The sequence below is a fragment of the Microbacterium panaciterrae genome, from assembly GCF_039541635.1.
GTDB classification, from domain to species: domain Bacteria; phylum Actinomycetota; class Actinomycetes; order Actinomycetales; family Microbacteriaceae; genus Microbacterium; species Microbacterium panaciterrae.
On record NZ_BAABGP010000018.1, the window covers coordinates 116,854 to 139,913 of the forward strand.

Annotated in this window: 27 protein-coding genes; 6 read left to right on the forward strand and 21 right to left on the reverse strand. The window is 69.4% G+C overall.

Going from position 1 to position 23,060, the window contains the following annotated elements; all coding sequences use genetic code 11:
- Nucleotides 1-107 precede the first annotated feature (107 nt).
- Nucleotides 108-671: an acyl-CoA thioesterase gene (locus tag ABD882_RS13190; RefSeq protein WP_345187653.1), complete on the reverse strand. Its 564-nt coding sequence runs from the start codon at nt 669-671 to the stop codon at nt 108-110.
- Nucleotides 672-813: 142 nt separating this feature from the next.
- Here ABD882_RS13190 and ABD882_RS13195 point away from each other — a divergent pair, with 142 nt between their 5' ends.
- Both ABD882_RS13195 and coaE read left to right on the forward strand, forming a co-directional pair.
- A complete protein-coding gene (locus ABD882_RS13195) occupies nt 814-1,320 on the forward strand; it encodes a GNAT family N-acetyltransferase (RefSeq protein ID WP_345187654.1) in 507 nt (168 codons plus the stop codon).
- A gap of 1 nt (nt 1,321) precedes the next feature.
- Complete coding sequence (gene coaE / locus ABD882_RS13200; protein WP_345187656.1) at nt 1,322-1,930, forward strand: dephospho-CoA kinase; 609 nt, start codon at nt 1,322-1,324, stop codon at nt 1,928-1,930.
- A 34-nt stretch (nt 1,931-1,964) separates the two neighbouring features.
- Here the strand turns inward: coaE and ABD882_RS13205 are convergent, their stop codons facing one another.
- The 9 genes from ABD882_RS13205 to ABD882_RS13245 are packed head-to-tail and all read right to left on the reverse strand — an operon-like array spanning nt 1,965 to nt 9,420.
- Complete coding sequence (locus ABD882_RS13205; protein ID WP_345187658.1) at nt 1,965-3,164, reverse strand: acyl-CoA dehydrogenase family protein; 1,200 nt, start codon at nt 3,162-3,164, stop codon at nt 1,965-1,967.
- A complete protein-coding gene (locus ABD882_RS13210) occupies nt 3,164-4,174 on the reverse strand; it encodes an NADPH:quinone oxidoreductase family protein (RefSeq protein ID WP_345187661.1) in 1,011 nt (336 codons plus the stop codon). Before ABD882_RS13210 ends, ABD882_RS13205 begins: the two co-directional genes overlap by 1 nt.
- Before the next feature lies 1 nt (nt 4,175).
- Entirely contained in the window at nt 4,176-4,583 is a 408-nt protein-coding gene (locus ABD882_RS13215; protein WP_345187663.1) for a MaoC/PaaZ C-terminal domain-containing protein, read from the reverse strand.
- Nucleotides 4,580-5,032: an FAS1-like dehydratase domain-containing protein gene (locus tag ABD882_RS13220; RefSeq protein ID WP_345187665.1), complete on the reverse strand. Its 453-nt coding sequence runs from the start codon at nt 5,030-5,032 to the stop codon at nt 4,580-4,582. The genes ABD882_RS13215 and ABD882_RS13220 overlap by 4 nt, the downstream gene beginning before the upstream one ends.
- A gap of 14 nt (nt 5,033-5,046) precedes the next feature.
- Complete coding sequence (locus ABD882_RS13225) at nt 5,047-5,832, reverse strand: SDR family oxidoreductase (protein ID WP_345187667.1); 786 nt, start codon at nt 5,830-5,832, stop codon at nt 5,047-5,049.
- Nucleotides 5,825-6,703 (reverse strand): SDR family oxidoreductase, encoded by an 879-nt coding sequence (locus ABD882_RS13230; protein ID WP_345187668.1) that lies wholly within the window; start codon nt 6,701-6,703, stop codon nt 5,825-5,827. The genes ABD882_RS13225 and ABD882_RS13230 overlap by 8 nt, the downstream gene beginning before the upstream one ends.
- 40 nt (nt 6,704-6,743) lie before the next feature.
- Nucleotides 6,744-7,844 (reverse strand): NAD(P)H-dependent flavin oxidoreductase, encoded by a 1,101-nt coding sequence (locus ABD882_RS13235; protein WP_345187671.1) that lies wholly within the window; start codon nt 7,842-7,844, stop codon nt 6,744-6,746.
- A complete protein-coding gene (locus tag ABD882_RS13240) occupies nt 7,841-8,599 on the reverse strand; it encodes a CoA-transferase subunit beta (RefSeq protein WP_345187673.1) in 759 nt (252 codons plus the stop codon). The genes ABD882_RS13235 and ABD882_RS13240 overlap by 4 nt, the downstream gene beginning before the upstream one ends.
- The gene (locus ABD882_RS13245; protein ID WP_345187675.1) at nt 8,596-9,420 is read right to left on the reverse strand and encodes a CoA transferase subunit A; all 825 of its coding nucleotides are present in this window, start codon (nt 9,418-9,420) and stop codon (nt 8,596-8,598) included. The genes ABD882_RS13240 and ABD882_RS13245 overlap by 4 nt, the downstream gene beginning before the upstream one ends.
- 126 nt (nt 9,421-9,546) lie before the next feature.
- Here ABD882_RS13245 and ABD882_RS13250 point away from each other — a divergent pair, with 126 nt between their 5' ends.
- Both ABD882_RS13250 and ABD882_RS13255 read left to right on the forward strand, forming a co-directional pair.
- Nucleotides 9,547-10,149: a TetR/AcrR family transcriptional regulator gene (locus ABD882_RS13250; RefSeq protein WP_345187676.1), complete on the forward strand. Its 603-nt coding sequence runs from the start codon at nt 9,547-9,549 to the stop codon at nt 10,147-10,149.
- On the forward strand, nt 10,146-11,189 hold the full coding sequence (locus tag ABD882_RS13255; RefSeq protein WP_345187678.1) for a phosphotransferase family protein: 1,044 nt from the start codon (nt 10,146-10,148) through the stop codon (nt 11,187-11,189). Before ABD882_RS13250 ends, ABD882_RS13255 begins: the two co-directional genes overlap by 4 nt.
- A 13-nt stretch (nt 11,190-11,202) precedes the next feature.
- On the opposite strand, the gene ABD882_RS13260 is transcribed toward ABD882_RS13255, so the two are convergent.
- Together ABD882_RS13260 and ABD882_RS13265 are read right to left on the reverse strand one after the other, a co-directional pair.
- Nucleotides 11,203-12,237 carry an MBL fold metallo-hydrolase gene (locus tag ABD882_RS13260; protein ID WP_345187680.1) on the reverse strand — a complete coding sequence of 345 codons (1,035 nt, stop codon included), beginning with the start codon at nt 12,235-12,237 and terminating at the stop codon, nt 11,203-11,205.
- Nucleotides 12,234-12,641: an acyl-CoA thioesterase gene (locus tag ABD882_RS13265; RefSeq protein ID WP_345187683.1), complete on the reverse strand. Its 408-nt coding sequence runs from the start codon at nt 12,639-12,641 to the stop codon at nt 12,234-12,236. Before ABD882_RS13265 ends, ABD882_RS13260 begins: the two co-directional genes overlap by 4 nt.
- Nucleotides 12,642-12,711: 70 nt before the next feature.
- Here ABD882_RS13265 and ABD882_RS13270 point away from each other — a divergent pair, with 70 nt between their 5' ends.
- Together ABD882_RS13270 and ABD882_RS13275 are read left to right on the forward strand one after the other, a co-directional pair.
- Nucleotides 12,712-13,635 carry an SDR family NAD(P)-dependent oxidoreductase gene (locus tag ABD882_RS13270; RefSeq protein WP_345187684.1) on the forward strand — a complete coding sequence of 308 codons (924 nt, stop codon included), beginning with the start codon at nt 12,712-12,714 and terminating at the stop codon, nt 13,633-13,635.
- Between the two features lie 5 nt (nt 13,636-13,640).
- Nucleotides 13,641-14,246: a TetR/AcrR family transcriptional regulator gene (locus tag ABD882_RS13275; RefSeq protein ID WP_345187686.1), complete on the forward strand. Its 606-nt coding sequence runs from the start codon at nt 13,641-13,643 to the stop codon at nt 14,244-14,246.
- A 66-nt stretch (nt 14,247-14,312) separates the two neighbouring features.
- On the opposite strand, the gene ABD882_RS13280 is transcribed toward ABD882_RS13275, so the two are convergent.
- The 9 genes from ABD882_RS13280 to ABD882_RS13320 all read right to left on the reverse strand — a co-directional run bounded on the left by ABD882_RS13280 (nt 14,313) and on the right by ABD882_RS13320 (nt 23,053).
- Nucleotides 14,313-15,974, reverse strand: a complete 1,662-nt coding sequence (locus ABD882_RS13280) for a class I adenylate-forming enzyme family protein (RefSeq protein WP_345187687.1) — start codon at nt 15,972-15,974, stop codon at nt 14,313-14,315.
- The gene (locus ABD882_RS13285) at nt 15,971-16,690 is read right to left on the reverse strand and encodes an ATP-binding cassette domain-containing protein (RefSeq protein WP_345187690.1); all 720 of its coding nucleotides are present in this window, start codon (nt 16,688-16,690) and stop codon (nt 15,971-15,973) included. Before ABD882_RS13285 ends, ABD882_RS13280 begins: the two co-directional genes overlap by 4 nt.
- A complete protein-coding gene (locus ABD882_RS13290; protein ID WP_345187692.1) occupies nt 16,687-17,481 on the reverse strand; it encodes an ABC transporter ATP-binding protein in 795 nt (264 codons plus the stop codon). Before ABD882_RS13290 ends, ABD882_RS13285 begins: the two co-directional genes overlap by 4 nt.
- Entirely contained in the window at nt 17,478-18,503 is a 1,026-nt protein-coding gene (locus ABD882_RS13295) for a branched-chain amino acid ABC transporter permease (RefSeq protein WP_345187695.1), read from the reverse strand. The genes ABD882_RS13290 and ABD882_RS13295 overlap by 4 nt, the downstream gene beginning before the upstream one ends.
- Nucleotides 18,500-19,375 carry a branched-chain amino acid ABC transporter permease gene (locus tag ABD882_RS13300; RefSeq protein WP_345187696.1) on the reverse strand — a complete coding sequence of 292 codons (876 nt, stop codon included), beginning with the start codon at nt 19,373-19,375 and terminating at the stop codon, nt 18,500-18,502. Before ABD882_RS13300 ends, ABD882_RS13295 begins: the two co-directional genes overlap by 4 nt.
- Before the next feature lies 1 nt (nt 19,376).
- Complete coding sequence (locus tag ABD882_RS13305) at nt 19,377-20,594, reverse strand: ABC transporter substrate-binding protein (protein WP_345187698.1); 1,218 nt, start codon at nt 20,592-20,594, stop codon at nt 19,377-19,379.
- A 142-nt stretch (nt 20,595-20,736) separates the two neighbouring features.
- A complete protein-coding gene (locus ABD882_RS13310) occupies nt 20,737-21,480 on the reverse strand; it encodes a CoA-transferase (protein ID WP_345187700.1) in 744 nt (247 codons plus the stop codon).
- Complete coding sequence (locus ABD882_RS13315; RefSeq protein ID WP_345188010.1) at nt 21,477-22,295, reverse strand: CoA transferase subunit A; 819 nt, start codon at nt 22,293-22,295, stop codon at nt 21,477-21,479. Before ABD882_RS13315 ends, ABD882_RS13310 begins: the two co-directional genes overlap by 4 nt.
- Complete coding sequence (locus tag ABD882_RS13320; RefSeq protein ID WP_345187701.1) at nt 22,295-23,053, reverse strand: enoyl-CoA hydratase family protein; 759 nt, start codon at nt 23,051-23,053, stop codon at nt 22,295-22,297. The genes ABD882_RS13315 and ABD882_RS13320 overlap by 1 nt, the downstream gene beginning before the upstream one ends.
- Between the last annotated feature and the right edge of the window lie 7 nt (nt 23,054-23,060).

The following is a 23,060-nucleotide window of genomic DNA, read 5'->3' on the forward strand; positions in this document are numbered from 1 at the left end:
GGGTCGGAGCGTGGAGAATCACCTGCTTCCAGCATGCCGCCGTCCGGGGCGCGGGGCGCCGTGCCACGCCCTTCGGGAGGTGTCGAGATCCCGGGCGAGGCCGTGAGTCAGTCGGCCCAGATGCTGGGTGCGGGGGCCTTCGTCGGCGGCAGGGACGAGGCCGCCGCCCAGTCGTGGATCCAGTCCTCGACGCCCGGGACGTCATCCGGGCGGCCCAGCGCGCCGAAGAACTCGTCGTGCGGGACGGTCCCCCCGGTGCGGCGGAGCATGCGCGCGCGCACGATGACCCGGGCGTACACCTCGCCGTCGACGACCGCGCGGTGCTCCAGGAACATCGCCTTCTCGTCGTGCCCGATGAAGCGCGACTCGACATCGAAGCGCTGCCAGAGTTCGAGCGACTTGCGGAACGTCACGGTCTCGCTCGAGACGACGGCGTACCAGCCGCGGTCCTTCATCGCGTCGAACAGACCGGTGCGGATCAGCAGATCCCAGCGGCCCAGGTCGAACAGCGACAGGTACCGGCCATTGTTCATGTGCCGCAGGATGTCGATGTCGGTCGGCAGCGTGGTGAGCCGGATCCGCCCCACCGCCGTCGGCGCGAGGCGCCGGCCGCGGCGGATGCGACGGCGGGCGGAGAGGATCACGAGGAGGGTGCGCCAGATCACGTTCACACCAGGAGCGTAGTGAATCCGCCACGGATCCTCCTGTTCGTTTGTCGGATCCACACAGAGGCATCGCACCGCGTGCAGCCCCGAAACCAGGCCGTAACAGCTCGATTTCCCCCGGGCGCACCTCGCGCGTAGAGTCGCGATCATGAGCGCCGAAGCCCTTCCCACCGTCACCGTCCGGCCCGTTCGCGATGTCGATGCCGAAGCCCTCGGTCGTGTGCATGCGCAGTGCTGGCACGAGACCTACGACCACCTGATCAGCACCGCCACGCTCGAAGCCGTGTCGCCCCGGCGGCTCGCCGAGCTGTGGACGCACTGGGCCGCGCAGGGCGAGGAGTACCGCATGAGCGCGGCGCTCGTCGACGGCGAGATCGTCGGCTTCGTCGGATCCGGCCCCGCCCGCGACGAGAACCCGCCGGCCGAGCGCGAGCTCTACTTCATCTATCTCCTCGGCGCCTGGCACGGCACCGGCATCGGCCAGCGGCTGTTCGAGGCGGCCGTCGGCCCGGATGAGGCCTGCTACCTGTGGGTCGCCGAGGACAACCCCCGCGCACACCGCTTCTATGTGCGCAACGGCTTCGCCCTCGACGGGGTCTCCCAGCAGGAGCCGTTCCTCGGCGAGACCATCGAAGAGGTCCGCTTCGTCCGCTGACGTGAAGCTGATCGCTGTCACCGGCGGCATCGGAGCCGGCAAGAGCACGATCTCGCGCGGTCTCCGCGAACGCGGGGCGCACATCGTCGACGCGGATGCGACCGCACGTCAGGTGGTGGATCCGGCCGATCCGCGGGGACCGCGTGTGCTGGCGGCCATCGCGGACGTTCTCGGCGCGGAGGTGCGGGAGCCCGACGGCACCCTGAACCGCGAGCGCGTCGCCGCGGTGATCTTCCGCGATGACGATCTGCGCCGGCGCTACAACGCGATCATCCACCCGGAGATCATGCAGGCGACGGCGGAGGAGATCGACACCCACCGCGGCAGCGACCACATCGTGGTGCACGAGATCCCGCTGCTCAACGCCGAGACGGAGGCGCTGCCGTGGACGTATGACCTCGTCGTCACGGTGGAGGCCGATGCCGCCGAGCGCATGCGCCGGCTGCAGGACGACCGCGGTTACACGGCGGAGCACGCCGCGGCGCGCGTCGCCGCGCAGGGCGGCGAGGACCTCCGGCTCGCGATCGCCGACGTCGTGATCCGCACCGACGGGACCCTCGCCGACACCGAGCGCTCCGTCGACGAGCTGTGGCGACGCCTGAACGACTGAGCGCCGTTCGAGGCGGAACGGCCCCGGCCGAGCGTCACCGGTATTTGCGCAGCTCCTGACGCGCCACCGACCGCAGGTGCACCTCGTCGGGACCGTCGGCTATGCCGAGGATGCGGGCGCTGGCCCACATCCGCGCGATCGGGGTGTCGTCAGTCACGCCCATGCCGCCGAACGCCTGGATCGCCCTGTTCAGCACCGAGCGGGCGGTGCGCGGCCCGACGATCTTCACGGCGGCGATCTCGATCGCCGCCCCCTTCGCTCCGACCCCGTCGATCATCCACGCCGCCTTCAGCACCAGCAGACGCGCCTGCTCGATCTCGAGCCGCGATTCCGCGATCCAGTTCTGCACGACGCCCTGGTCCGACAGCGGCCCGCCGAAGACCTGACGCTCCGTGACCCGCCGCGCCATCATCTCCAGGCCTCGCTCCGCCATGCCGATGCAGCGCATCGCATGATGGATCCGCCCGGGCCCGAGCCGCGCCTGGGCGATCGCGAAGCCCTCGCCCTCGCCCGACAGCATGTTGCCGACGGGCACGCGCACGTCGGTGAACTGGATCTCCGCGTGCCCCTGCTGATCGTGATAGCCGAAGATCGGCAGGGACCGGATCACCTCGACGCCCGGCGCGTCGATCGGCACCAGGATCATCGACTGCTGCCGGTGCGGGGCGGCTTCCGGATCGGTCTTGCCCATCAGGATGAGGATCGTGCACCGCGGATCGGCCGCGCCCGTGGTCCACCATTTCCGCCCGTTGATGACGTACTCGTCGCCGTCGCGCACGATGGAGGTGGAGATGTTGCGCGCATCGGAGGAGGCGACGGCCGGCTCGGTCATCGAGAAGCCGGAGCGGATGCGGCCGTCCAGGAGCGGCTCGAGCCATCGCTCCTGCTGCTGCGGAGTGCCGAACATGTGCAGGATCTCCATGTTGCCCGTCGACGGCGCCGAGCAGTTCAGCGCCTCGGGCGCGATGTACGGCGAACGGCCGGTGATCTCGGCGATGTGCGCGTAATCGAGGTGCGAGAGACCGGACAGCGCAGGGAGGAAGAGGTTCCACAGCCCCTGCTTCCTGGCCTCGACCTTGAGTTCCTCAATGATCTCGGGAACCTCATGGCTTCGCGGACCGTTCGCCTCGAGCTGCGCCTGGTACACGGGCTCGGCCGGGTACACGAATTCATCCATGAACACGGTGAGCCGGTCGATGACGTCCTGGGCCTTCGCGCTCGGTGACAGCTGCATCAGTTCTCGTCTCTCTCGTCGTGTCGGGATCCTGCCGCCTCGGCGCTGAGGATGATCTTTCCGAGGGCACGGCGGCTCATCACGATCTTCAGCGCCGCGGCGGCATCCGCGAGCGGGTGCACCTCGTTCACGTGCGGTCGCAGGCGACCCTCGTCGTACCAGTCGAGCAGCCGCGCCATGTTCCGTGCGTTCTGCGCCGGATTCCTCCGCGCCCAGCCCCCCCACAGCACGCCGATGAGGGATCCGGCGCACACCAGCAGACGATTCATGCCGACCTTCGGGATGTCTCCCGACGCGTACCCGATCGTCAGATAGCGGCCTCCCCACGCGAGCGCGCGGATCGCGGTCTGCGCGTGGTCGCCGCCGACCGGGTCGTAGACGACGTCGACGCCGTCCGGTGCCAGCTGTTTCAGCTGCACCTGCAGGTCGCCGTCCGCGTAGTCGATCACCTCGTCGGCTCCCCGGTCGAGGCAGAGGCGGCGCTTCTCGGCGCTGGATGCGGCTGCGATCACGCGCGCTCCCAGTGCCTTGCCGATCTCGACCGCGGTGAGGCCCACACCCCCGGAGGCGCCCAGGACGAGGAGGGTCTCCCCCGCCTGCAGGCCCGCGCGATCGACGAGCGCGTGAAACGACGTTCCGTAGGTGACGGGGAAGCCGGCGGCGTCGTGGAAGGTCATCCCGTCCGGGATGGGGAAGACCATGTCCGCGGAGACCAGCACCTGCTCGGCGTAGCCGCCCATGCCGGTGAAGGCGAGCACCCTGGTGCCCACCGTGAGCGTGGTCACTCCCTCCCCCACGGCGGACACGACGCCCGCCGCCTCCGAGCCGGGGGTGAACGGAAGGGCGGGCTTGGTCTGGTATTCGCCCGCGACGATCAGCCCGTCGGGGAAGTTGACCCCGGCCGCGTGCATAGCGATGAGCACCTGACCAGGGCCGGGGACGGGGGCATCCACCTCTTCGAAGCTCAGCGCGTCCGGGTCGCCGAGCCGGTGCACCACCTGCGCGCGCACGTCAGCCGACCTCGGGCAGCACGACGAACGTCGCCCACGCCGTGGCGGCGATCCCACCGGTCTGCCTCGCGCATTCGAGCACGACGTCGATCATGGCGATGCCGTCGCGCTCGTACTCCTGCGTCACGCGCCCCGTGCACGTGAGCACGTCGCCCGGCCACACCTGCTCGGTGAACCGCGTGCGGAACGAGCGGATGTTGTCGGCGCCCAGCCAGTCGGTCGCATAGGTGCCGAGCAGTCCGGCCTGGAGCATCCCGACCGAGAACGGCGACGCGTACCCCGCCGCCTCGGCATAGGTCTGGTCATGGTGGATCGGGTTCATGTCACCGGACGCGCCCTGGTAGCGGACGAAATCGGTGCGCGTCTGCGGGTCGAGCACCCACGGGGCCGGATCGCGTTGCACGGTCATGACTCCTCCTCCTGCGCCGCACGGGCGGTCTCGACGCCGGTCATCGTCGACCGCGCCACCAGTTCGCCGCTCTCGTCGACGAAGTCGGTGACCATGACGACGAAGGTGAGCGCGCCGCCTCGACGCCCCTCCTTGACGTACATGTCCTCGATGCGCGACGTGCATTGCAGGCGGGCGCCCGCCGACAGCGGCGGTCCGAAGAACTCGTACTGCTGCTCGGCATGCAGCACCCGCCGCCCGTCGAGCTCGGCGGCCGCCCACGGGTTGCCCGCCGGCGGCTGCCAGAAGCTCGCCACGGTGAGGAACGTCGGAGGCGCGACCGGCACCTCGCGCTCCAGGTAGGCGGGATTGTCCGACTTCGTCGCCCGGGCGAACTCGCGGATCTTGCCGCGCTCCACCTCCAGCACGAACGTCTCTCCAGTGGTTCCCACCGCATTCAGGTTGGCCATGTCAGATCCCGTCCTCAGGCGTGCTGGCTGCTGACCGAGACGACCTCGCCGGTCATGTACGAGGAGTAGTCGCTGGCGAGGAACACCATCACGTTCGCGATCTCCCAAGGCTCGGCCGCCCTGCCGAACGCCTCCTGCGCACTGAGCTGCGCCAGCAGCTCGTCACTGGTGACCTTCGCGAGATGCGCGTGCATGGCGATGCTCGGCGAGACCGCGTTGACGCGGATCCCGTGCGCGGCGACGTCCATGGCCGAAGCCCGGGTGAGCGCCATGACGCCCGCCTTCGCCGCGGCGTAGTGCGCCTGCCCCGCCTGAGCCCGCCAGCCGATCACCGACGCGTTGTTGATGATCGCTCCGGAGCCCTGCGGCACCATGTGCCGGAGCACGGAGCGCGTCGCGCGGAACGTGCTGGTCAGCGTCACGTCCAGCACCGACGACCACTGCTCATCGGTCATCTCCATGACGCTCGCGGTGCCGCCGAGGCCGGCGTTGTTCACCAGCACGTCGATGCGTCCGTAGCGCTCGGCGGCACTGTCCATCAGGCGGTCGATCTGCGCGCCGTCGGTCACGTCGCACGGCACCGTGTGCGGGCGCACACCGAACTCGGCCTCGAGTCGATCGGCGGCTTCCTCCAGGCGCCGCTCGTGGCGGTCGCTGATCGTCAGCCTCGCCCCGTTGATCGCGAAGCGCTGCGCCGCGGCGAAACCGATGCCGGTGCCGGCCGCGGCGGTGATGACGACGGAGCGATCCTGAACGAGCGCGTGACCGGGGCCTGGGACGGGGGTGAGCTGCTCAGACAAGATCGGCCATCTCCTTCTGCAGCTCCTCGACGGTCCAGCGCGCGCCCTTGTCGATAACCCGGCCGTAGGTCCACGGCAGGAACTGCCTGACCTCACCGCCCTTGGCGTAGAACACCGATCCGGTCGCAGGGCACTGCTCGGTCAGCAGGTAGGCCACCACGGGCGAGACGTTGCCGGGGTGGAAGACGTCGAACGCCTCCGGGTCTTCGGGGGCGGCGACCAACTCCTTGATGCCGGGCACGTCCTGCGTCATCCGGGTGCGGGCGACGGGGGTGATGGCGTTCGCCCGCACCCCGTAGCGGCCCAGTTCCTGCGCGATGATCTGGGTGAGAGAGGCGATGCCCGCCTTGGCTGCGCCGTAGTTGCTCTGTCCGACGGCGCCGATCAGACCGGACGTGCTCGACACGTTGACGATCGACGCCTTCACCTCGTCGCCGGCCTTCGCGCGGTCGCGCCAGTGGGCGCCGAACACGCGGCAGGGGGCGAAGGTGCCGCGCAGCTGCCCGGTGATCACGTCATCCCATTCCTCTTCGCTCATGTTCACGAACATGCGGTCGCGCAGGATCCCGGCGTTGTTCACCAAACCGTGCACCGCGCCGAACGCGTCCAGCGCGGTGCGCAGCAGCTGCTGTGCCCCGTCGATGATGGTCACGTCGTCGGTGCTCGCGACGGCGGTGCCGCCGGCTGCCGTGATCTCCGCGACGACGGCAGCGGCGACCGCCGGATCGGATCCTCTGCCGTCGGCGCCGGTGCCGGTGTCGTTGACCACGACCCGCGCACCCTCCGCTGCGGCGAGCAGCGCGTGCTCGCGGCCGACCCCGCGGCCCGCCCCCGTGACCACGATCACGCGGCCGTCCAGTTGATTCGTCATGTTCGTCTCCTCATCGACTTCCTGCGCCTCTGCGGCGTTTTCATTCCTGCGTGGCGACCCGCGACGGCAGGGCGGTGAGCCGCGCGAGCACGGCCTCGGCATCGGCGACGATGCGGTCGATCAGCTCGGCGACGCTCGGCACGTCCTCGATGAGCCCGACCACCTGTCCCGTCGCCATCACACCCAGATCCGCGTTGCCGTCCAGCAGGGCTGACCGGTAGAGCATGGGCGCGTTCGCGGCCATGATCACCTGGCTCCAGGCGAGGCCCTCGTGCTTGCGCATCGCGAGACCTTCGCGGATCATGTGCGACCACGGCGTGCGCGAGAGGCGCTGGAACGCGACCGCGTTTCGCGCCGCCCTCAGCATCCGCGTCGGACCGCGCGTCGATTCGAGCTTGTCGATCGTGCCCGCGCGCAGCACCCGCTGCGGCACGCCGTCGATCTCGAGCGTGACCACGGTGTCGTTCACGGACTTCGAGAGGTACACGTCCTTCACGGTCTGGGCGACCGGGGAGTCGGTGGTCATCATGAACCGGGTGCCCATCGCGATCCCGTCCGCACCGTAGGCGAGGGCGGAGACCAGACCGCGCCCGTCGAAGTAGCCGCCCGCGGCGATCACGGGGATGTCGACCGCGTCGACGACCTGCGGCAGCAGCAGGCTGGTCGGCACGGAGCCGGTGTGCCCACCGCCCTCGCCGCCCTGCACGATCACCGCGTCCACGCCCCACTCCGCGACCTTCTCGGCGTGCCGGCGGGCCCCGATCGACGGGACGACGACGAGCCCGGCCTCCTTCAGCCGGTCGATCAGCTCCCGTTTGGGGGCGAGCGCGAACGACGCGACCTTGACGCTGCTGCTGATCAGCAGGTCGACGCGCTTGTCGACGTCTTCCTGGTTGGCGCGGATGTTCACGCCGAAGGGCTCGGAGGTCTGATCCTGGACGAACTCGATGGCCGTGGCGAGCTCCGCGAGCGAGAGCATGCCGCCGGCGATGATCCCGAGCCCGCCCGCCCGCGCGGTCGCGGCCGTCAGCGTCGCGTCGGAGACGTATCCCATGCCGGTCTGCACGATCGGATACCGCACGCCGAACAGCTCCGTGGCGCGCGTGCGCAACCGCGATCCCGGCGTCGCGTCACCGGTCATGCCCGCACCTCGTGATCGCGCAGGTTCTTCGGATCGATGACCGTGCGGATCAGGTCGAGTTCCTCGGCGGTCGGCGTGCGGGTCTCGGGCACCTCGTCGGGGATCACGAGATCGAATCCGGTCGCCGCGATCACGTCGTCGACACTCACCCCGGGGTGCACGGACTTCAGGCGCAGCCGCCCGTCTGCCGGCTCGTAGTCGAGCACGGCGAGGTCGGTGATCACGAAGCGCAAGTCGTGGTGCTTCATCGCCGAAGGCCCGGCCGCGCGGGCGTTGTCGTTGCCGACGCCCGAGACCATGTCGACCTTCGGCACGAACACGCGCCTGCTGTGCGCCGGCACCCAATAGCTGGTGGGGTGGTAGATCGAGTTGCCCGGCGCTCCGCGGACGCCGAGCAGCTGGACCTTCGGCCGTGCGTGGTCGCCGATCGCCGAGATGTTGGCGTTGCCGTACGCGTCGAGCTGGCTGGGGATCATCGTGATGTGGCGCTTGCCGTTCCAGACCAGGGTGAAGATCTGGTTGAACGGGAGCCAGGCCTCGACGTCGCCCTCCGCGGGGCCGCCGACCGCCCACGTGCCGCGCACGGCAGTCGCCTCCCCGTCCGAGATGACGAGGTCGGGCGAGAACGTGTGGCGTGCGAGCCGCACGCCGATCGCCGGGACGATGCCGAAGGCGCTGGCGATGATCTCGCCATTGTCCCGGTAGGCGTCTGCACAGGCCACAGCGCAGATCTCGGCGCGGGTGATGTCGCTCATGACCGGGCTCCGTTCGTGTGCGGTGCGGGTTCGGCAAGGTATCGGTCCAGGAACGACTGCCACTGCTCGGGATCCTTCGCGGCGGTGACGTATTCGCGCTGGAACTGCTCGTCGCGGTCGTAGTCGGGCACGCACGAGGTGAAGTGGGCGCCGCCGGGCGCCTCGACCACGCCGGAGACCAGCAGCCTCGGGATACGGATGGTCGCCGGGTGCACCCCCGCCGTCAGCTCCGCGGTCGGTACGATCCGTTCGGCCGAGACATACGCCTGCTCGGCGGCGAGGCAGAACAGGTCATCGAAGTACAGGTCGGGGCCGAGGTACTGGGCGTTGCCGTGCATGTCGGCGCGGTTCATGTGCACGAGCGCGACATCGAGCGCGAGGGCGGGCATCGCGACGAGCGTCTCCCCCTGATAGGGGTCGACCACGGTGCGCAGATGCGGGTTCACCGTCATGACGTCCGAGCCGAGTCCGGCCCGTGTGGGCAGATAAGGCAGGCGGATGCCAGCGGCCTGCAGCCCCCACTGCAGCATGCCCTCGTCGTACTCCTCGACCTCGATGGCGCCGCTCTGTCGTGCGATGCGGAAGTGCGGGTCGAGCGGGATCGAGTCGAGCGAGACGAAGCCGAACACGACCTTCTTCACCTTGCCCGCCGCGCAGAGCAGGCCGACGTCGGGACCGCCGTACGACACGATCGTCAGATCCTTCAGATCGGACTTCACGATCTCCTTCACGAGCGACATCGGCTTGCGCCGCGAGCCCCACCCGCCGATCCCGATGGTCATGCCCGAGCGCAGCCGGGCGACCACCTCCGCTTCCGTCATCCGCTTGTCCGCCACTGCGATCCTCACTGATCCCTACGTCAACCTAACAAGTGCTTGCTTAGCCAAGAGTGTAGCAAACGCTTGATTGGTTGTATAGTCGGAGCCTCAGGCCGAGGAGGAGGACCGATGGAGCGACAGGAGCGCACGGAGCTGATCCTGGACTGCGCCGCGGCGCTGTTCGCCGAGAAGGGCATCGCCGGCACCACGGTGCGCGACATCGCCGGACGGGCGGGCATCCTCTCCGGCAGCCTCTACCATCACTTCCCGTCGAAGGATGCGATGGCCGATCACATCGTCACGCAGTATCTGGGCGAGCTGCTCGCGGAGTACGAGCGGGTGATCGACGCCGAGCACGACGCGCGCGGCGCCGTCTCCGGCCTCGTGATGGCGTCGACGCGCGTGAGCCGCGCGCACGTGCACGCCTCCGACATCTACCAGCGCGAAACCGCCTACCTGCGCCAGCTCCCCTCTCACGATCGGATCCGGGACGCCGCCCGGACGATCCGCGAGATCTGGCTCACGGTGCTCGAACGCGGCGTCGCCGCGGGCGACCTGCGCGACGACGTTCCCGTCGAGCTGCTGTACGTGCTGATACGCGATGCCGTGTGGCTGACCTCCCGCTCCTTCTCGCCCGCACCAGAGCTGGGGATCGATGGCCTCTCGCGATCGATCGTCACGGTCTTCCTCGATGGTGCGACCGCGCGGCCGGACGGAAGGAACCAGAGATGAGCCTGCACGACGAGACCGATCCCGGACTCCGCCCCCGGGCGGTCTCCGCGTGGTTCGCCGAGAACATCGACGGCGTCGTCGGCGATGTCGCGTTCGAGCAGATTGCGGGCGGGCGCTCGAACCTCACCTACCTCGCACAGGACCGGTCGCAGGCGAAGTGGGTGCTGCGACGCGCACCGCTCGGCATGGGCGCCTCCCGCTCGCACGACGTGCTGCGCGAGGCCGACGTGCTCTCCCGTCTCGCCGGGACCACGGTCAGAGTGCCCGCCGTATCCGGCCGTACGACGGATGCCGGGATCACCGGTGCGCCGTTCTACGTCATGGAGCACGTCGACGGAACGATTCTGCGCGACCGCGCGACCGTCGAGGCCGCCGTGCCCGTGGACCGACGACCGGCGTACGCCCGTTCGCTCGTGACGACGCTGGCGCTGCTGCACGAGGTCGACCCCCGCGAGGTCGGCTGGGCCGCCCTCGCCGAGCGGGACGACTACATCTCGCGGCAGCTCGCCCGCTGGTCGGCCAACTGGGCCGCCGACAGGGTGCGGGTGCTCGAGGACATCGGCCGCGCGCACGATCGGCTGCGCGAGCTCGTGCCGCCGCAGCCGGCGGCGCGCATCGTGCACGGCGACTACCGCATCGACAACTGCGTGTACGGCCCGGACGGCGCCATCCGCGCGGTGCTGGACTGGGAGCTGACCACCGTCGGCGATCCGCTGGCGGATCTCGGTCAGCTGCTGACCTACTGGACGGAGCCGGGCGACGAGGTCAGGGCGCTGCAGGACCCGCCGACGCTCGCCGACGGATTCGGGACGCGTGACGATCTGATCGAGATGTACGTGCAGGCATCCCCGGATGCCGATGTGTCGAGCATCCGCTTCCATGTCGCCTACAACTGGTGGAAGGTCGCCTGCATCGTCGAGAACGTCTATACCCGCATGTCCCGCGGCGCCATGGGCCAGAGCGACAGGACCCCTGCCTCGTTCGCCGCGCAGGCCGAGCGCATCGCCGCCCAGGCCTGGCGTCTCGCCCGCGAGCTGTGACGACCGGCTGATCTCACGCCGGCGGGGCCGCTCCGAGTCGTGCGCGTGCACTCGCGGTGCGGGCGTAGTCGCGGTGCATGGCCGTCTGCCGCAGTGCCGAGTGCAGCCAGAATCCGCTCATGCCGGACCAGCCGGCGGTCCAGGTCAGGCGCCGCGCGTAGTCCCACACCGGCGCGTCGCCCAGCTCATCGGCCAGGGCGGCGACCTCGCGGGTGCGGCGCAGGTGGTGCGCCGCCACCTGCGCGCGACGCGCCGCGAGGCCGCGGAATCGGAACTCGTGGCCCGGCAGCACGACGAACTCGTCATAGGGCGCGAGGCGATCGAGGGAGTGGAAGTAGTCGTGCAGCGCATCGCTTCCCGGCAGCACCCCGATGCCCACGCCCGAATAGATGCGCGGCAGCACATGGTCGCCCGAGTACAGCAGCCCGCGCTCCTCATCGATGAGGCAGATGTGCCCCTCGGTATGGCCGGGGGTGGCGAGGACGTGCAGCCGGTGTCCCGAGAGATCGAGGACGTCGCCGTCGTCGACCGCGAGATCCGGACTACCCGACGCGACCAGACTGGGCCGGCCGAACGATGCGATCAGCTCGTCCCACCTCGGCTCCGGGACACCCCACCCGCGCAGCGTCTCGCGATAGGCGGAGATGTCCGTCGCCTCGGCAGAGGTCTCGGTGTGCAACACCTGCTGCTCGACACGCGAGAACACGACGCGGGCGCCGCAGCGCTCCCGCAGCTCCGCGGCCGCGCCGAGGTGATCGGGGTGGAAGTGCGTGGCGATCACGGTCCGCACGTCGGCGAGGGCGGCGCCCGCGCTCGCCAGTCCGGCTTCCAGTGCCCGGATGCCGTCGGGGTGGCCCCACCCTGGATCGATCAGATGCACCCCGTCACCGCCGAACAGGGCGTAGCAGAGCGTGTGCGGAATCGTCCCGGCCGGGATCGGAACCGGGATGGCCCAGACCTGCGGCGCGACGAGCTCAGCGACGGGGGGCGTCTGCGCGTCGTCCCACGCGGAGAGCTGCGCAGGACTCAACGGCTCGACCGCACTCACGCCGCCCATTCCTGCAGCCGGTCGCGGAAGTCGCCAGGGATCCGGATCGCCCGCTGCTCGCCGTCCACGAGGACGATGGTCGTCTTGGCGCGCGAGACGACCGCGTCGTCACTCAGGCGCACCATCCGGTAGTCGATTTGGAACGAGGTCACCCCGATCCGGCCGATCCCCAGCTCCAGCCGGATCTCGTCGAACAGTCGGGCAGCCACCAGATACTCGCACTCGGTGGCGCGGGTGACGGTCGTCCACCCGCGGGCGGCGAGGGAGTGATCCTGCCGGAAGCCGCTGCGATACAGGAAATCGCTCCACAGCGCCTCCATCTTCGGGAACCAGCTGGCGTAGTACAGGATCCCGGCGGGGTCGGTGTCGTTGTAGCTGAGGCGGCGTGTATCGCTGTGCAGCATGACGCTCCCGTCGACGCAATATATGCCAAGCAAACGCTTGTGAGGATAGAATAGCCCAGGGGAGGCCGGAATGGCACAGCACGGCGACGAGCTCGAGGGTCGCGTCATCGCGATCACGGGCGCTGGCAGCGGACTCGGCCGGGCATACGCGGTGGCCACCGCCCAGGCCGGCGCCGCCGTCGTGATCGCCGATCTGGACGAAGTGGCGGCTGACGCCGTCGCCGACGAGGTCATCTCCGCCGGCGGCCGCGCCATCTCCGTCCCCGCCGACATCTCGGCGATCGGAGCCGGCGAACGGATCGCGGAAGCGGCCGTGCGGGCATTCGGAGGACTGGACGGCTTCGTGGCCAATGCGGGCATCCTCAGCCCCGGCCGCCTCCTCGCACAGCCCGACGCCGCGGTCCGCCGCACCCTCGCCGTGAACGTCGACGGCACGATCGCCACCGTCGTGGCCGCCGCCCGGGGCATGCGCGAGGGGGGCAGCATCGTGGTGATCGTGTCCGGCTCGATGCTCGGCGCGGAGAATCTCGCGCTGTACGGCACCACGAAGGCGGCGGCACTCGGCCTCGTGTACGGGCTGTCCCTCGAACTGGGCGATCGCGGTCTTCGCGTCAATGGGCTCGCGCCCCGCGCGCGCACCGGGATGTCTGCGCAGATGGGCGATGCGGGCGAGGACAAGGGCGGACCGCCCGACGGCGTCGCCCCCGCCGTGATCTATCTGCTCGGCGACCTCTCGAATCCGCTGAACGGGCACGTGCTGCGTTTCGACGGAGAACGGCTCGGCCTGTTCCGCCCGCCGCGCATCGAGCGCGAAGTCGCGGCCGATGCGTGGGATGCCGCCTCGATCGCAGCCGCCATCGCCGGCCCGCTGCGCGAGGAGACCCGAGCGAGTCTGCCCGGCGCGGCCCACCGGACTGGTGGCTCGCCCGCGGATGTGCTACACGTTGATATCGCGCCTTCAAGCAAGTGCTTGGGCGCAGAGGGGGATGGGTGAATCGTATGCCCGCAGCTACCAAGTCCAAGGCCGAGCAGAGCTCCGAACGCAGGGACGAGATCCTCGCGATCGCAGCACGGCTGATCGCGAAGCACGGCTACTCCGCGACGACGGTCCGCGACATCGCCGATGAGGCCGGCATCCTCTCGGGCAGCCTGTATCACCACTTCTCCTCGAAGGAGGCGATGCTGCAGGAGATCCTGCACGGGTTCATGAACCGCCTGCTCACCAGCTATGAGCAGATCGCGTCGGAGGCCCCGGATCCCCGTACCGGCGTCGATGCACTCGTCGAGTGCTCGTTCAAGACGATCGCCCGCGAGCCCTCAGCGGTCGGGCTCTATCAGAACGAGGCCGCATTCCTCGCGACCCAGCCGGGCTTCGAGTTCCTCGCCACCGAGAGCCGCCGGATCGAGAAGATCTGGATCGGTCAACTCGGCGCCGGACAGGAGCAGGGCATCTTCCGCCCCGGTGATCCCTTCGTGGCGTACCGGTTCATCCGCGACGCGGTGTGGTCGACCGTGCGGTGGTATCGCCCCGGTGGCCGGCACACGGCGGCCAGCCTGACCGACGAGTTCCTGCAGCTCCTGCACGGCGGCCTGCTCGCGCGCTGACGCGGTGGCCTCGACGGGCGTGCGAAGGGGGCAGGGGAGATCCCCAGCCCCCTTCGCACATCACGGTCAGACCGCGAGGACCCCTCTGAGATCCACATCCGTCCGGGTCTGCGCGGCCATGATCTCGCGCACGACGCCCTTCGCCACCTTGCCGCCCGCGGCGCGCGGCAGCTCATCGAGCACGACGACGCGCTCGGGGTACAGGTGCTTGGAGATCCCCCGTCCGGAGAGGTACTGCGTGAGCTCGGCGACCGTGAGCGCAGTGCCATGCACCGTCACCGCGACGCCGATCCGCTCCCCGAAGACGTCATCCGGCACCGGCACCGCCGAGGCCATCAGCACGCCGGGGTGCTGCTCGACCAGCTCTTCGACCTCGACCGCCGAGATGTTCTTGCCACCGCGGATGATGAGGTCGCTCGTGCGGCCGACCACGCGAAGATAGCCGTCCGCGTCGACCGTGACAAGGTCCGGCATCATCAGCCGGCCGTCGTGGAAGAGCTCCTCGTTCGCGGCCGGGTCGCCGTAGTAGCCGAGGCAGATCGTCGGGCCGACCACGCCGGGGCGGCCAGGGCCACCGGTCTCGGTGATGTCCTTGCCGTCCTGGTCGTACAGGCGCATGTTCATGACCTCGATCACGCGTCCTGCGGTGCGCAGGCGCTGCTCGGCGGTGTCGCGCAGGCTGGTGTTGCTGATCGCACCCGACTCGTTCGAGCCGTAGAACTGCAGCACCTTCGCGCCGACGCGCTCTTCGAACTGCAGGGCGCGCTCGTACGGGACAGCCTCGCCGCCGGTGAACATCGCACGGAGCGTGCCGAGCGATGCGCCCTCCAGGACGGGCGCGTCGAGCATCATCTTGAACTGGGTGCTCACGCAGGCGAGGATCGTGACGTCCTCCTCGCCGATCAGGCGGATCATCTCCTCGACGGTGAACTTCTCCATCAGCACGGTCTTCATGCCGAGCATCGCGCTGGCGTAGTGGGCCGTCCACAGCCCGAAGCCGAAGGGACCGGGGACGGCGCCGAGCATCACATCGTCCGGTGTGAAATCCGCCGCATCGAATGCCATCTTCGAGAACGCGATCATGCGGTTCGCGAATTGGGTCACCAGCTTCGGCCGACCGGTCGTGCCAGAGGTCGAGTTGAGCATCGCCAGTTCATTGGGGCCGGCCGCACGCGCACGCGTCTCCTCGATCGGGGCGTGCGGCACGTCCTCGGTCGTGGTCACGCCGTCGACGAACCGGTACATCCGCACCAGGCCCGAGGGCGCGACGATCACGAGGGTGTCGACGTTCCAGCCGTCCTCCGCGAGATCGGCGACGTAGTCCAGCGCCGCACGCTCGCGGTGCTTCTCGCGCATCACGAGCACCGGCGCCTCCGAGCGCGACATGAGGTGGCGGATCTCGTCCCGCCCCGATCGCGCGCCCATGCCCACTGCGACGGTGCCACTGCGCTCGGCCGCGCACAGCGCGACGTGGAACTCGCCCGAATCAGGAAGCAGCACCCCGAATCGCGCACCACGCGGGAGCAGTGCCGTCAGTGCCGTCGCGAGCCGGTCGATCTGCTCATCGTACGAGCGCCACGTCAGACGGGATCCGTCGGCGACGTAGGCGATCCGATCCGGGATCTCCCTGGCGTTCTTCGCCACGTAGTCGGCGACGGTGAGGTCGCCCCACCAGCCCTGTTCGACGTACTCGGCCGTCTTCTCCGCGTCCTGCGCCGGGATGTTCATTCCACTCCCATCTCATGTTGGATGATGCCCATCGCGCGCTGGTACCCGTCATCGAGTGCCGCGACATCTTCGTATGCGGTGCTGAGCTGGGCACGCAGCAGCACGTATCCGCGGTCGATCACGCGCTGCAGCGGACCGATCGCGGGGTCGACGATCAGCACGCTCGCGCCACGGTCCGCGATCTCTCTGATCGCATCGACGAGGCCGCTGACGATCTTCGGAGCGAGCCCGGTCATCATCTCGTCGAGAACCAGGCAGCGCGGTTCGCCCATCAGCGCCCTGCTCACCACGAGCATCTGCTGCTCCCCTCCGGAGAGCACTCCGGCCAGCCGGCTCTCGCGCTCCCGGAGCGCCGGGAACCGATCGAGGGCGTCGTCGACGGCCTTCTTCTTGAGCTTGAGCAGCTCGGCCATCACCTGCAGGTTGTCGCGCACCGTCAGCTTCGGGAAGAGCTGGCGTCCCTGCGGGACGATCGCGAGCCCGGCTCGAGCGCGGTCGATCGAGGCGAGAGACGCCAGGTCGGTGCTGCCGAGCTGGATCGATCCGGTCGCGGCGACGGCCCCGTACACGCCGAGGGCGAGGCTCGATTTGCCCGCGCCGTTCGGGCCGACGACGGCCGTGACCCGGCCGGCGGGCACCGTCAGCGTCGCCTTCTCGACAGCGGTCGCCATGCCGTAGCGCACGCTCAGATCCGTGACGTTCAGGTCCACGCTCATGCGGCCTCCTCCTCAGCTGTTCCGAAGTAGACGCGCTGCATCTCGGGGCTCGCAAGGCACGCGGCCGGCGGCCCCTCGAACACGCGGCGTCCCTGCGCGAGCAGCATCACCCGATCGGCGAGCGATGTGAGCAGGTCGACATTGTGGTCGACCAGGATCACGGCATGACCGCGCGCCTGCACCTGCCGGATCGCGTCGATGATGCCGGCCACGGAGTCGGCGTCGGCTCCGGCGAAGGGCTCGTCGAGCAGCATGACCTGCGGATCCTGCGTGAGTGCACGAGCGACCTCGACGAGGCGCTGCTCGCCGAGCGACAGGTTGGCGCACGGCTGGTCCAGGCCGGGCACGCCGAGCTCCGCGGCGATACGCTCGACCCGCTCGTTCTCCTCACGCCGGTGCCGGATGCCGTCGGTCACGACCCCCGCGGTCATCCGCCACCAGGTGGGGAACCGCTCGGCCGCTGCGCCGACCAGCAGATTCTCCCGCACCGTCAGCTCCAGCGCCAGGTGCGGATGCTGGAACGTGCGCGACAGGCCCCTGCGGGCGCGGGCGGCCGTCGTGCCGCTCAGACGCTCGCCGTTCAGGGTGAGCGCACCCGCGTCGGAGCGCTGTATTCCGGTGATGAGGTCGACGAGAGTGGTCTTGCCGGCGCCGTTGGGTCCGACGAGCCCGAGAATCTCTCCTCGACCGACGTGGAAGGAGACGTCGTCGACGGCCACGAGACCGCCGTAGGCCTTGCTCAGGCCCTCCCCCTGCAGCACGATGTCGGTCGTTGCGCCCTTGTCGGTCATGCGCGTGCCTTTCCGAAGCGCCGTCGCACCCAGACGATGAGCGCCTTCGCGTAGCCGATGAGCCCCGCCGGGGCGATGAGCAGGATCAGCAGCACGCCGATCGCGAGCACCAGCTGTCCCGAGCCCTCGAACACGGATGGCATGTTGGACGTGAGCTGGATCATCACGATCGCGCCGATCACGCAGCCCCACGCCGTGCCCTGTCCGCCGATGAGCGGGATGAACAGCGCCATGAACACGATCGACAGCGTGAAGGTCTCGGGGGTGATGCTCAGCATGAAGGAGACGAACAGCGCACCGGCGAGCGAGGCCACGGCCGCGCCGACGGCGAGTGTGACGGTCGTGAGGGTGGTCGTGCGGGTGCCCATCGCCTCCACGGCCGACGGCACGTCGCGCATGGTGCGCACGGTCACGCCCCAGGCCCCGGTGCGGATCCGGTCGATGAGCGTCGCGATGACGATCACCAGCAGGAGCGCGACGGCGATGAGCAGGAGCCGCGGCGGTTCCCAGCCGAAGATCGTGGGCGTCGGCATGCCGCCGATCCCCGACGACCCGCCGGTCAGCGGTTCCAGGGCGATGAGCCAGGGTTCGAACGCCATGCTGAACAGCAGTGTCACCGCTGCGAGATAGAAGCCGCTGAGCCTCCGGGTGAGCAGACTCAGCACGACCGCGACGGCGGCCGAGATGAGCGGGCCGATGACCCAGCCGACGATCGCCGGCAGGCCGGTCTCCGTTGTGACGATCGCCACGCTGTAGGCGCCGATCGCCGCATAGGCCGCATAGGCCATCGAGAGGGAGCCCGCCATCACGAAAGGGATGTACATGCCCAGCGAGATGAGCGCGTAGACGGCGACCATGACGAGCAGATCCTGGCGGAAGCCACTGCGCCCCGCCCACATCAGCGCGAGAGCGCCGATGATGATGGCCGCGGCCGGAACGCTGAGCCGGCGCAGACCTGCGCGGCGGCCGGCGCCGACCGCCGGCGCGCTGTGCGATGTCACAAGGGTCTCCCGAATGGTCATAGCCGCACCCGCGTCGAGAACAGGCCCTGCGGGCGGAAGGCGAAGAAGAGCAGGGCGATGAGCAGCACCACAGTGGTCGGGCCCATGCTCCCGAAGTAGAACGGTGCGAAGACCTGGATCGCGCCGAGCAGCAGACCGCCGACGAGCGGCGCCCAGGTGCGGCCGGTGCCGCCGATGACGAGGGCGAGGAAGCCGACCAAGGTCCACGCCAGACCGCTCGTGAACGCCACGCCGGTCTTGGGCGCGTACAGCAGCCCGGCCGCTCCGGCGATGAGGCCGGCGAGCACGAACGCGATCAGGCGGATGCGCCCGACGGGGAGTCCGAGCAGCGCCGCGGCGCTGCGGTTGTCGCCGACGGCGCGCAGCAGCCTGCCGGTGCGGCTGTACCTCATCCAGAGGGACACGGCGAGGAAGATCAGTGCCGTGCTGACGATGAGCACGGCAGCCGGGCCCGACAGGTAGGCCCCGCCGATCTTCCACGGTCCGAACGAGACGAGCACCTGCCCGGGCAGGGCGGGGCGGCCGAAGATGGCGCCCGCGCCCTGCTGGACGATGAACAGCACAGCTGTGACGGCGACCAGGGCGGGCAGCTCACCACGCCCTGACCGCTTCTGCACCTGGCGGACGACCAGCAACTCGGTCAGAGCGCTCGCCGCGACGGCGATCACCAGACCCAGCAGCAGGCTGAGCGCGACGGGGATCTTCACCTGGATCGTGAGCCAGCTCGCTCCGAGCGCCGCCGCCATCGCGTACGGCCCGATCGCGAAGTTGAAGAAGCCCGCACCGATCAGCGTGAGCTGGTAGGCGAGTGCGATGAGTCCGAAGAAGCTGCCGATCTCCAGGACCGAGAGCCACAGCTGAGGATCAGTCATGTCAATTGGTCTTGCAGGGGACCTGGTATTCAGGCCATGCGCCGGTGGGCTGGTTGTTCTTGTCGAAACCGGAGAGGACGAGACCGCAGAGGCCGTCGGCTCCCCCGTGCTTGTCGGCCGAGAACGACAGCGTGAAGCCGGCCTGTCCGAACGAGGCCTTGTAGCCGCTGATCTTGTTGAGCTGGTCTCGGACGGCGGTCGGGTTGTCGGCGCCGCCGGCAGCCTCGATGGCCTGCTTCATGAGGTAGACGGAGTCGTAGGCCTGCGCATCGTAGGCCGTCAGGCGGTAGTCGTTGCCGTTGAGCTTCTTCAGCTTCTTCGTGAGCTCGGCCGTCTTGGGGTTGCCCTTGTCGAGGGCGCCCATGTAGACGACGTCCGCCAGCGCGCCCTTGTCGACGCGACTCCACGAGTCGGGCTGGTTGCCGATCGAGGCGAGCGAGAAGCGCCGCACTCCGGGCATCTGCTGGAACAGGGTGTTCTGCGCGAGCACCTCGAAGTTGCCGCCGAGGCTGGAGACCAGGACCGCGTCGGGGCCGGACTCCTTGATGCGCGCGACCTGCGCGGTGAGGTCGGCGACGTCGACCGGCGCCGTCTCCTGGGCGAGGACCTTCACGCAGCCCTGCAGGATCGGGATGATCAGCTTGTTGATGTTGTTGATCGCCGGGGAGGCGTCGGACAGCACCGCGATCGATTTGTGGCCCTCCTTCTGCATCGCACCGCAGTACGCCTTGGCGAACTGGTCGACGCCGTTGGCGAGCATGTAGGTGAACTCGTTGTCCGGCGCGAGAGCGACGGAGGTGGTGACGGCGGTGGGGGCGATGGCCGGGATGGCGGCCTGCTTCACGACCGACTTGCCCTGCAGCACGGCGCCGCTTCCGGTGTCGAGCAGCAGCACCTGGGCGCCGTCGTCGACGAGCTTGCGCACCACGGTCGGGGTCTTCGTGGGATCCGACTCGTCGTTGCCGACGACGATCCGGATCTTCTTGCCGCCGATGCCCCCCGCGGCGTTGATCTCATTGACCGCCATGCGGATCGTCTTGCCCGCGATGGTGGCGTAGGAGGCGCCGGGACCGGTGCTGTCCTCGTCGAGGCCGAAGACGATCTCGCCGCCCGAGGTCGCACTGCTCGTGCTGCTCGGCGAGTCGTCTGCGGCGCAGGCGGAGAGGGAGACGGCCAGAGCGGCAACTCCGACCAGTGCGAGCATTCGCTGTGATTTCACTGAAACCTCCATTGGTTCCCTCGGCGTCTGACGCAGCTGTGCGCCAAACAAGTGCTTGGTTGTTTAGACATTACCGATCGCCTCGGCTCGCGTCAACGTGGCCACGCGGTCGCGCGGCCATCGACCGTCCGTCGTCCGGAGCTCAGCGCGCGGGGAGCTCTCTCTCGCGTACGCCTCTCGGATCGAGCAGGGTCCGGATCAGCTGCAGCTCGCCCCCGTCCGGCTCGCGCGTCACCGGCACCACCGCGGGGATGTGCAGGGCGAAGCCGGTCGCGGCCACGACCTCATCCACGCCGATTCCCGGATGCACGCTGACCAGCGCCATGGTCCCGCCGGGGCCGGAGAGATCCAGCACCGCCAGATCCGTGACGATCGCGCGGACGTCGTGGAACCGCAGGCCGAACTCCGTCGCGCGGTCGGAGCCGACTCCGGTCACGATGTCGACCCGGGGGACGAACACGCGGGGACCGTGCCTCGCCACGAAGTAGCTCGTCGCGTGGTTGCCCGTGTTGGTCGCCGCCCCGCGGGGTCCGACGAGCTGGTGAGCCGGCCGTTCCCTGCGGCCGATCGCCGAGAGGTTCTGATTCCCATAGCGGTCGAGTTGCGGCGCCCCCATGATGACGTGGCGCCGCCCTGTGGCGATCAACTCGAACAGCTTGGCATACGGCAGGTGCCCTTCCGGACGCGTGAACGGGCGGTCCACGGCCGGGGTGTCTGCGAACAGGGTCGCGTCGCCATCGCTCAGCAGCAGCGCGGGCGCATGCGTGAGCCGTGCCAGACGTGCCCCGATCGCCGGGATGACGCCGAAGGAGCTCGCGAGGATGGCACCGGCTCCCCGGAACAGGTCCGAGCAGGCAGTGGCCGCCACTTCTGCGCGCGTGATCACGAGGTCGCCTCCCCCGCGAGAAAACCTGCCAGGAACGCCCGTTGTGTCTCGGGACTGGCCGCGGAGTCGGCATATGCCCGCTGCGCGGCCTCATCCCGGGGACGCTCCGGCAGCAGCGCGGTGAAGCCGGACCCGCCCGGGGCCGCGACGACGACGTCCGTCTCCGCCCGGTTCAGGATCAGGGTGGACGGATGCGCCGTCGCGAGCTCCTCCGTGCTGACGACCCGCTCCGCCGACACCACCGTGCGCGATGCCGCGCGGGCGAACAATTCGTCGAAGAAGGGATCCGGACCGAGGCATTGCGCGTTGCCTGCGGCGTCCGCGCGCTCGACGTGGACGAGCGCGATGTCGAGCGGGATCGCCGGCATCGCCACGAGCGTCTCCCGATCGGCATACGGAGAGACGATCGTGAGGATCTCGGGGTTCTCCCCCACCGCGTCGGATCCGATCCCGTTGCGCAGCACCTCGAACGGGAGCCGCCGGGACGCCGCGCGAAGTCCGGCGACGAGCATGGCCTCGTCGAGCTCGGTCGCGGCGACCGATCCGCTCTGACGGGCCGCCGCGAAATGCGGATCGATCGGGATCGAGTCCAGAGACACGAAGCCGTGCACGATCCGTGAGGCCTGCCCGCTCGCGCAGAGGATCCCGACATCCGGCCCGCCGAAGCTCACGACCGTGAGATCCCGCACGCCGCTGCGCACGAGTTCACGCACGAGCGTCATCGGCTTGCGCCGGGAGCCCCACCCGCCGATGCCGACGGTCATGCCGTCACGGAACAGGGGCGCGAGCTCGTCGAGGGGGATCAGGGCCGACATCACGTGTCCAGCGTCCGCCCGCTGGCGACGAACTCGTCGCGGTGCTCGTCGGCGACGCCGGCCAGGTTCAGCTCGAACGTGAATCCCTGCTCGAACCGGTAGCTGCGGTTCACGTCGATCGGGTCGATCCCGTTGAGCGCCTCCTTGGCGGCACGGATCACCCGCGTGTCCTTCGCCGCGATCTGGCCGGCCATCGCGAGGGCGACGTCGTCGAGGTCGGCGCGGGGCACGACCTGATCGACCGAGCCGAACTCGTGCAGGCGCTGGGCCGTGACGGTGCGGGCCGAGAAGTACATCGCCCGGAGCATGTGATGCGGCACGAGGCGGGCGAGGTGGGTCGCCGCGCCGAGAGCTCCGCGATCGACCTCGGGCACTCCGAAGTAGGCGTCATCGGCCGCGATGATCACGTCCGAGTTCCCGACGAGACCCACGCCCCCTCCGAGGCAGAAGCCGTTGACCGCGGAGATCACCGGCACTGGGCACTCGTAGATGGCCTTGAACGCCTGGAAGCAGCCCCGGTTCGCTCCGAGCAGCCCGCTGAAGCCCGTGATGCGCTGCATCTCCTTGATGTCGACGCCGGCGTTGAAGCCGCGACCCTCCGCGCGCAGCACCACGACGCGGGTGTCGGGGTCGTCTCCGGCGTCCCGCATCGCGGCCGCGACATCGAACCATCCCTGCACCGGCAGCGCGTTGACGGGCGGATAGTTCATGGTGATGATGCGCACACCCTTGTCGTGCATCCTGATTTCGATCGACATGCTTGCC

Excerpts from the sequence above, each read along its gene's own strand:
- ABD882_RS13195 (WP_345187654.1), top strand. The coding sequence starts at position 814 with ATGAGCGCCGAAGCCCTTCCCACCGTCACCGTCCGGCCCGTTCGCGAT.
- ABD882_RS13205 (WP_345187658.1), bottom strand. The coding sequence starts at position 3,164 with ATGCAGCTGTCACCGAGCGCGAAGGCCCAGGACGTCATCGACCGGCTC.
- ABD882_RS13215 (WP_345187663.1), bottom strand. The coding sequence starts at position 4,583 with ATGACCGTGCAACGCGATCCGGCCCCGTGGGTGCTCGACCCGCAGACG.
- ABD882_RS13220 (WP_345187665.1), bottom strand. The coding sequence starts at position 5,032 with ATGGCCAACCTGAATGCGGTGGGAACCACTGGAGAGACGTTCGTGCTG.
- ABD882_RS13230 (WP_345187668.1), bottom strand. The coding sequence starts at position 6,703 with ATGACGAATCAACTGGACGGCCGCGTGATCGTGGTCACGGGGGCGGGC.
- ABD882_RS13235 (WP_345187671.1), bottom strand. The coding sequence starts at position 7,844 with ATGACCGGTGACGCGACGCCGGGATCGCGGTTGCGCACGCGCGCCACG.
- ABD882_RS13240 (WP_345187673.1), bottom strand. The coding sequence starts at position 8,599 with ATGAGCGACATCACCCGCGCCGAGATCTGCGCTGTGGCCTGTGCAGAC.
- ABD882_RS13245 (WP_345187675.1), bottom strand. The coding sequence starts at position 9,420 with ATGACGGAAGCGGAGGTGGTCGCCCGGCTGCGCTCGGGCATGACCATC.
- ABD882_RS13250 (WP_345187676.1), top strand. The coding sequence starts at position 9,547 with ATGGAGCGACAGGAGCGCACGGAGCTGATCCTGGACTGCGCCGCGGCG.
- ABD882_RS13255 (WP_345187678.1), top strand. The coding sequence starts at position 10,146 with ATGAGCCTGCACGACGAGACCGATCCCGGACTCCGCCCCCGGGCGGTC.
- ABD882_RS13265 (WP_345187683.1), bottom strand. The coding sequence starts at position 12,641 with ATGCTGCACAGCGATACACGCCGCCTCAGCTACAACGACACCGACCCC.
- ABD882_RS13270 (WP_345187684.1), top strand. The coding sequence starts at position 12,712 with ATGGCACAGCACGGCGACGAGCTCGAGGGTCGCGTCATCGCGATCACG.
- ABD882_RS13275 (WP_345187686.1), top strand. The coding sequence starts at position 13,641 with ATGCCCGCAGCTACCAAGTCCAAGGCCGAGCAGAGCTCCGAACGCAGG.
- ABD882_RS13280 (WP_345187687.1), bottom strand. The coding sequence starts at position 15,974 with ATGAACATCCCGGCGCAGGACGCGGAGAAGACGGCCGAGTACGTCGAA.
- ABD882_RS13285 (WP_345187690.1), bottom strand. The coding sequence starts at position 16,690 with ATGAGCGTGGACCTGAACGTCACGGATCTGAGCGTGCGCTACGGCATG.
- ABD882_RS13290 (WP_345187692.1), bottom strand. The coding sequence starts at position 17,481 with ATGACCGACAAGGGCGCAACGACCGACATCGTGCTGCAGGGGGAGGGC.
- ABD882_RS13295 (WP_345187695.1), bottom strand. The coding sequence starts at position 18,503 with ATGACCATTCGGGAGACCCTTGTGACATCGCACAGCGCGCCGGCGGTC.
- ABD882_RS13300 (WP_345187696.1), bottom strand. The coding sequence starts at position 19,375 with ATGACTGATCCTCAGCTGTGGCTCTCGGTCCTGGAGATCGGCAGCTTC.
- ABD882_RS13315 (WP_345188010.1), bottom strand. The coding sequence starts at position 22,295 with ATGTCGGCCCTGATCCCCCTCGACGAGCTCGCGCCCCTGTTCCGTGAC.
- ABD882_RS13320 (WP_345187701.1), bottom strand. The coding sequence starts at position 23,053 with ATGTCGATCGAAATCAGGATGCACGACAAGGGTGTGCGCATCATCACC.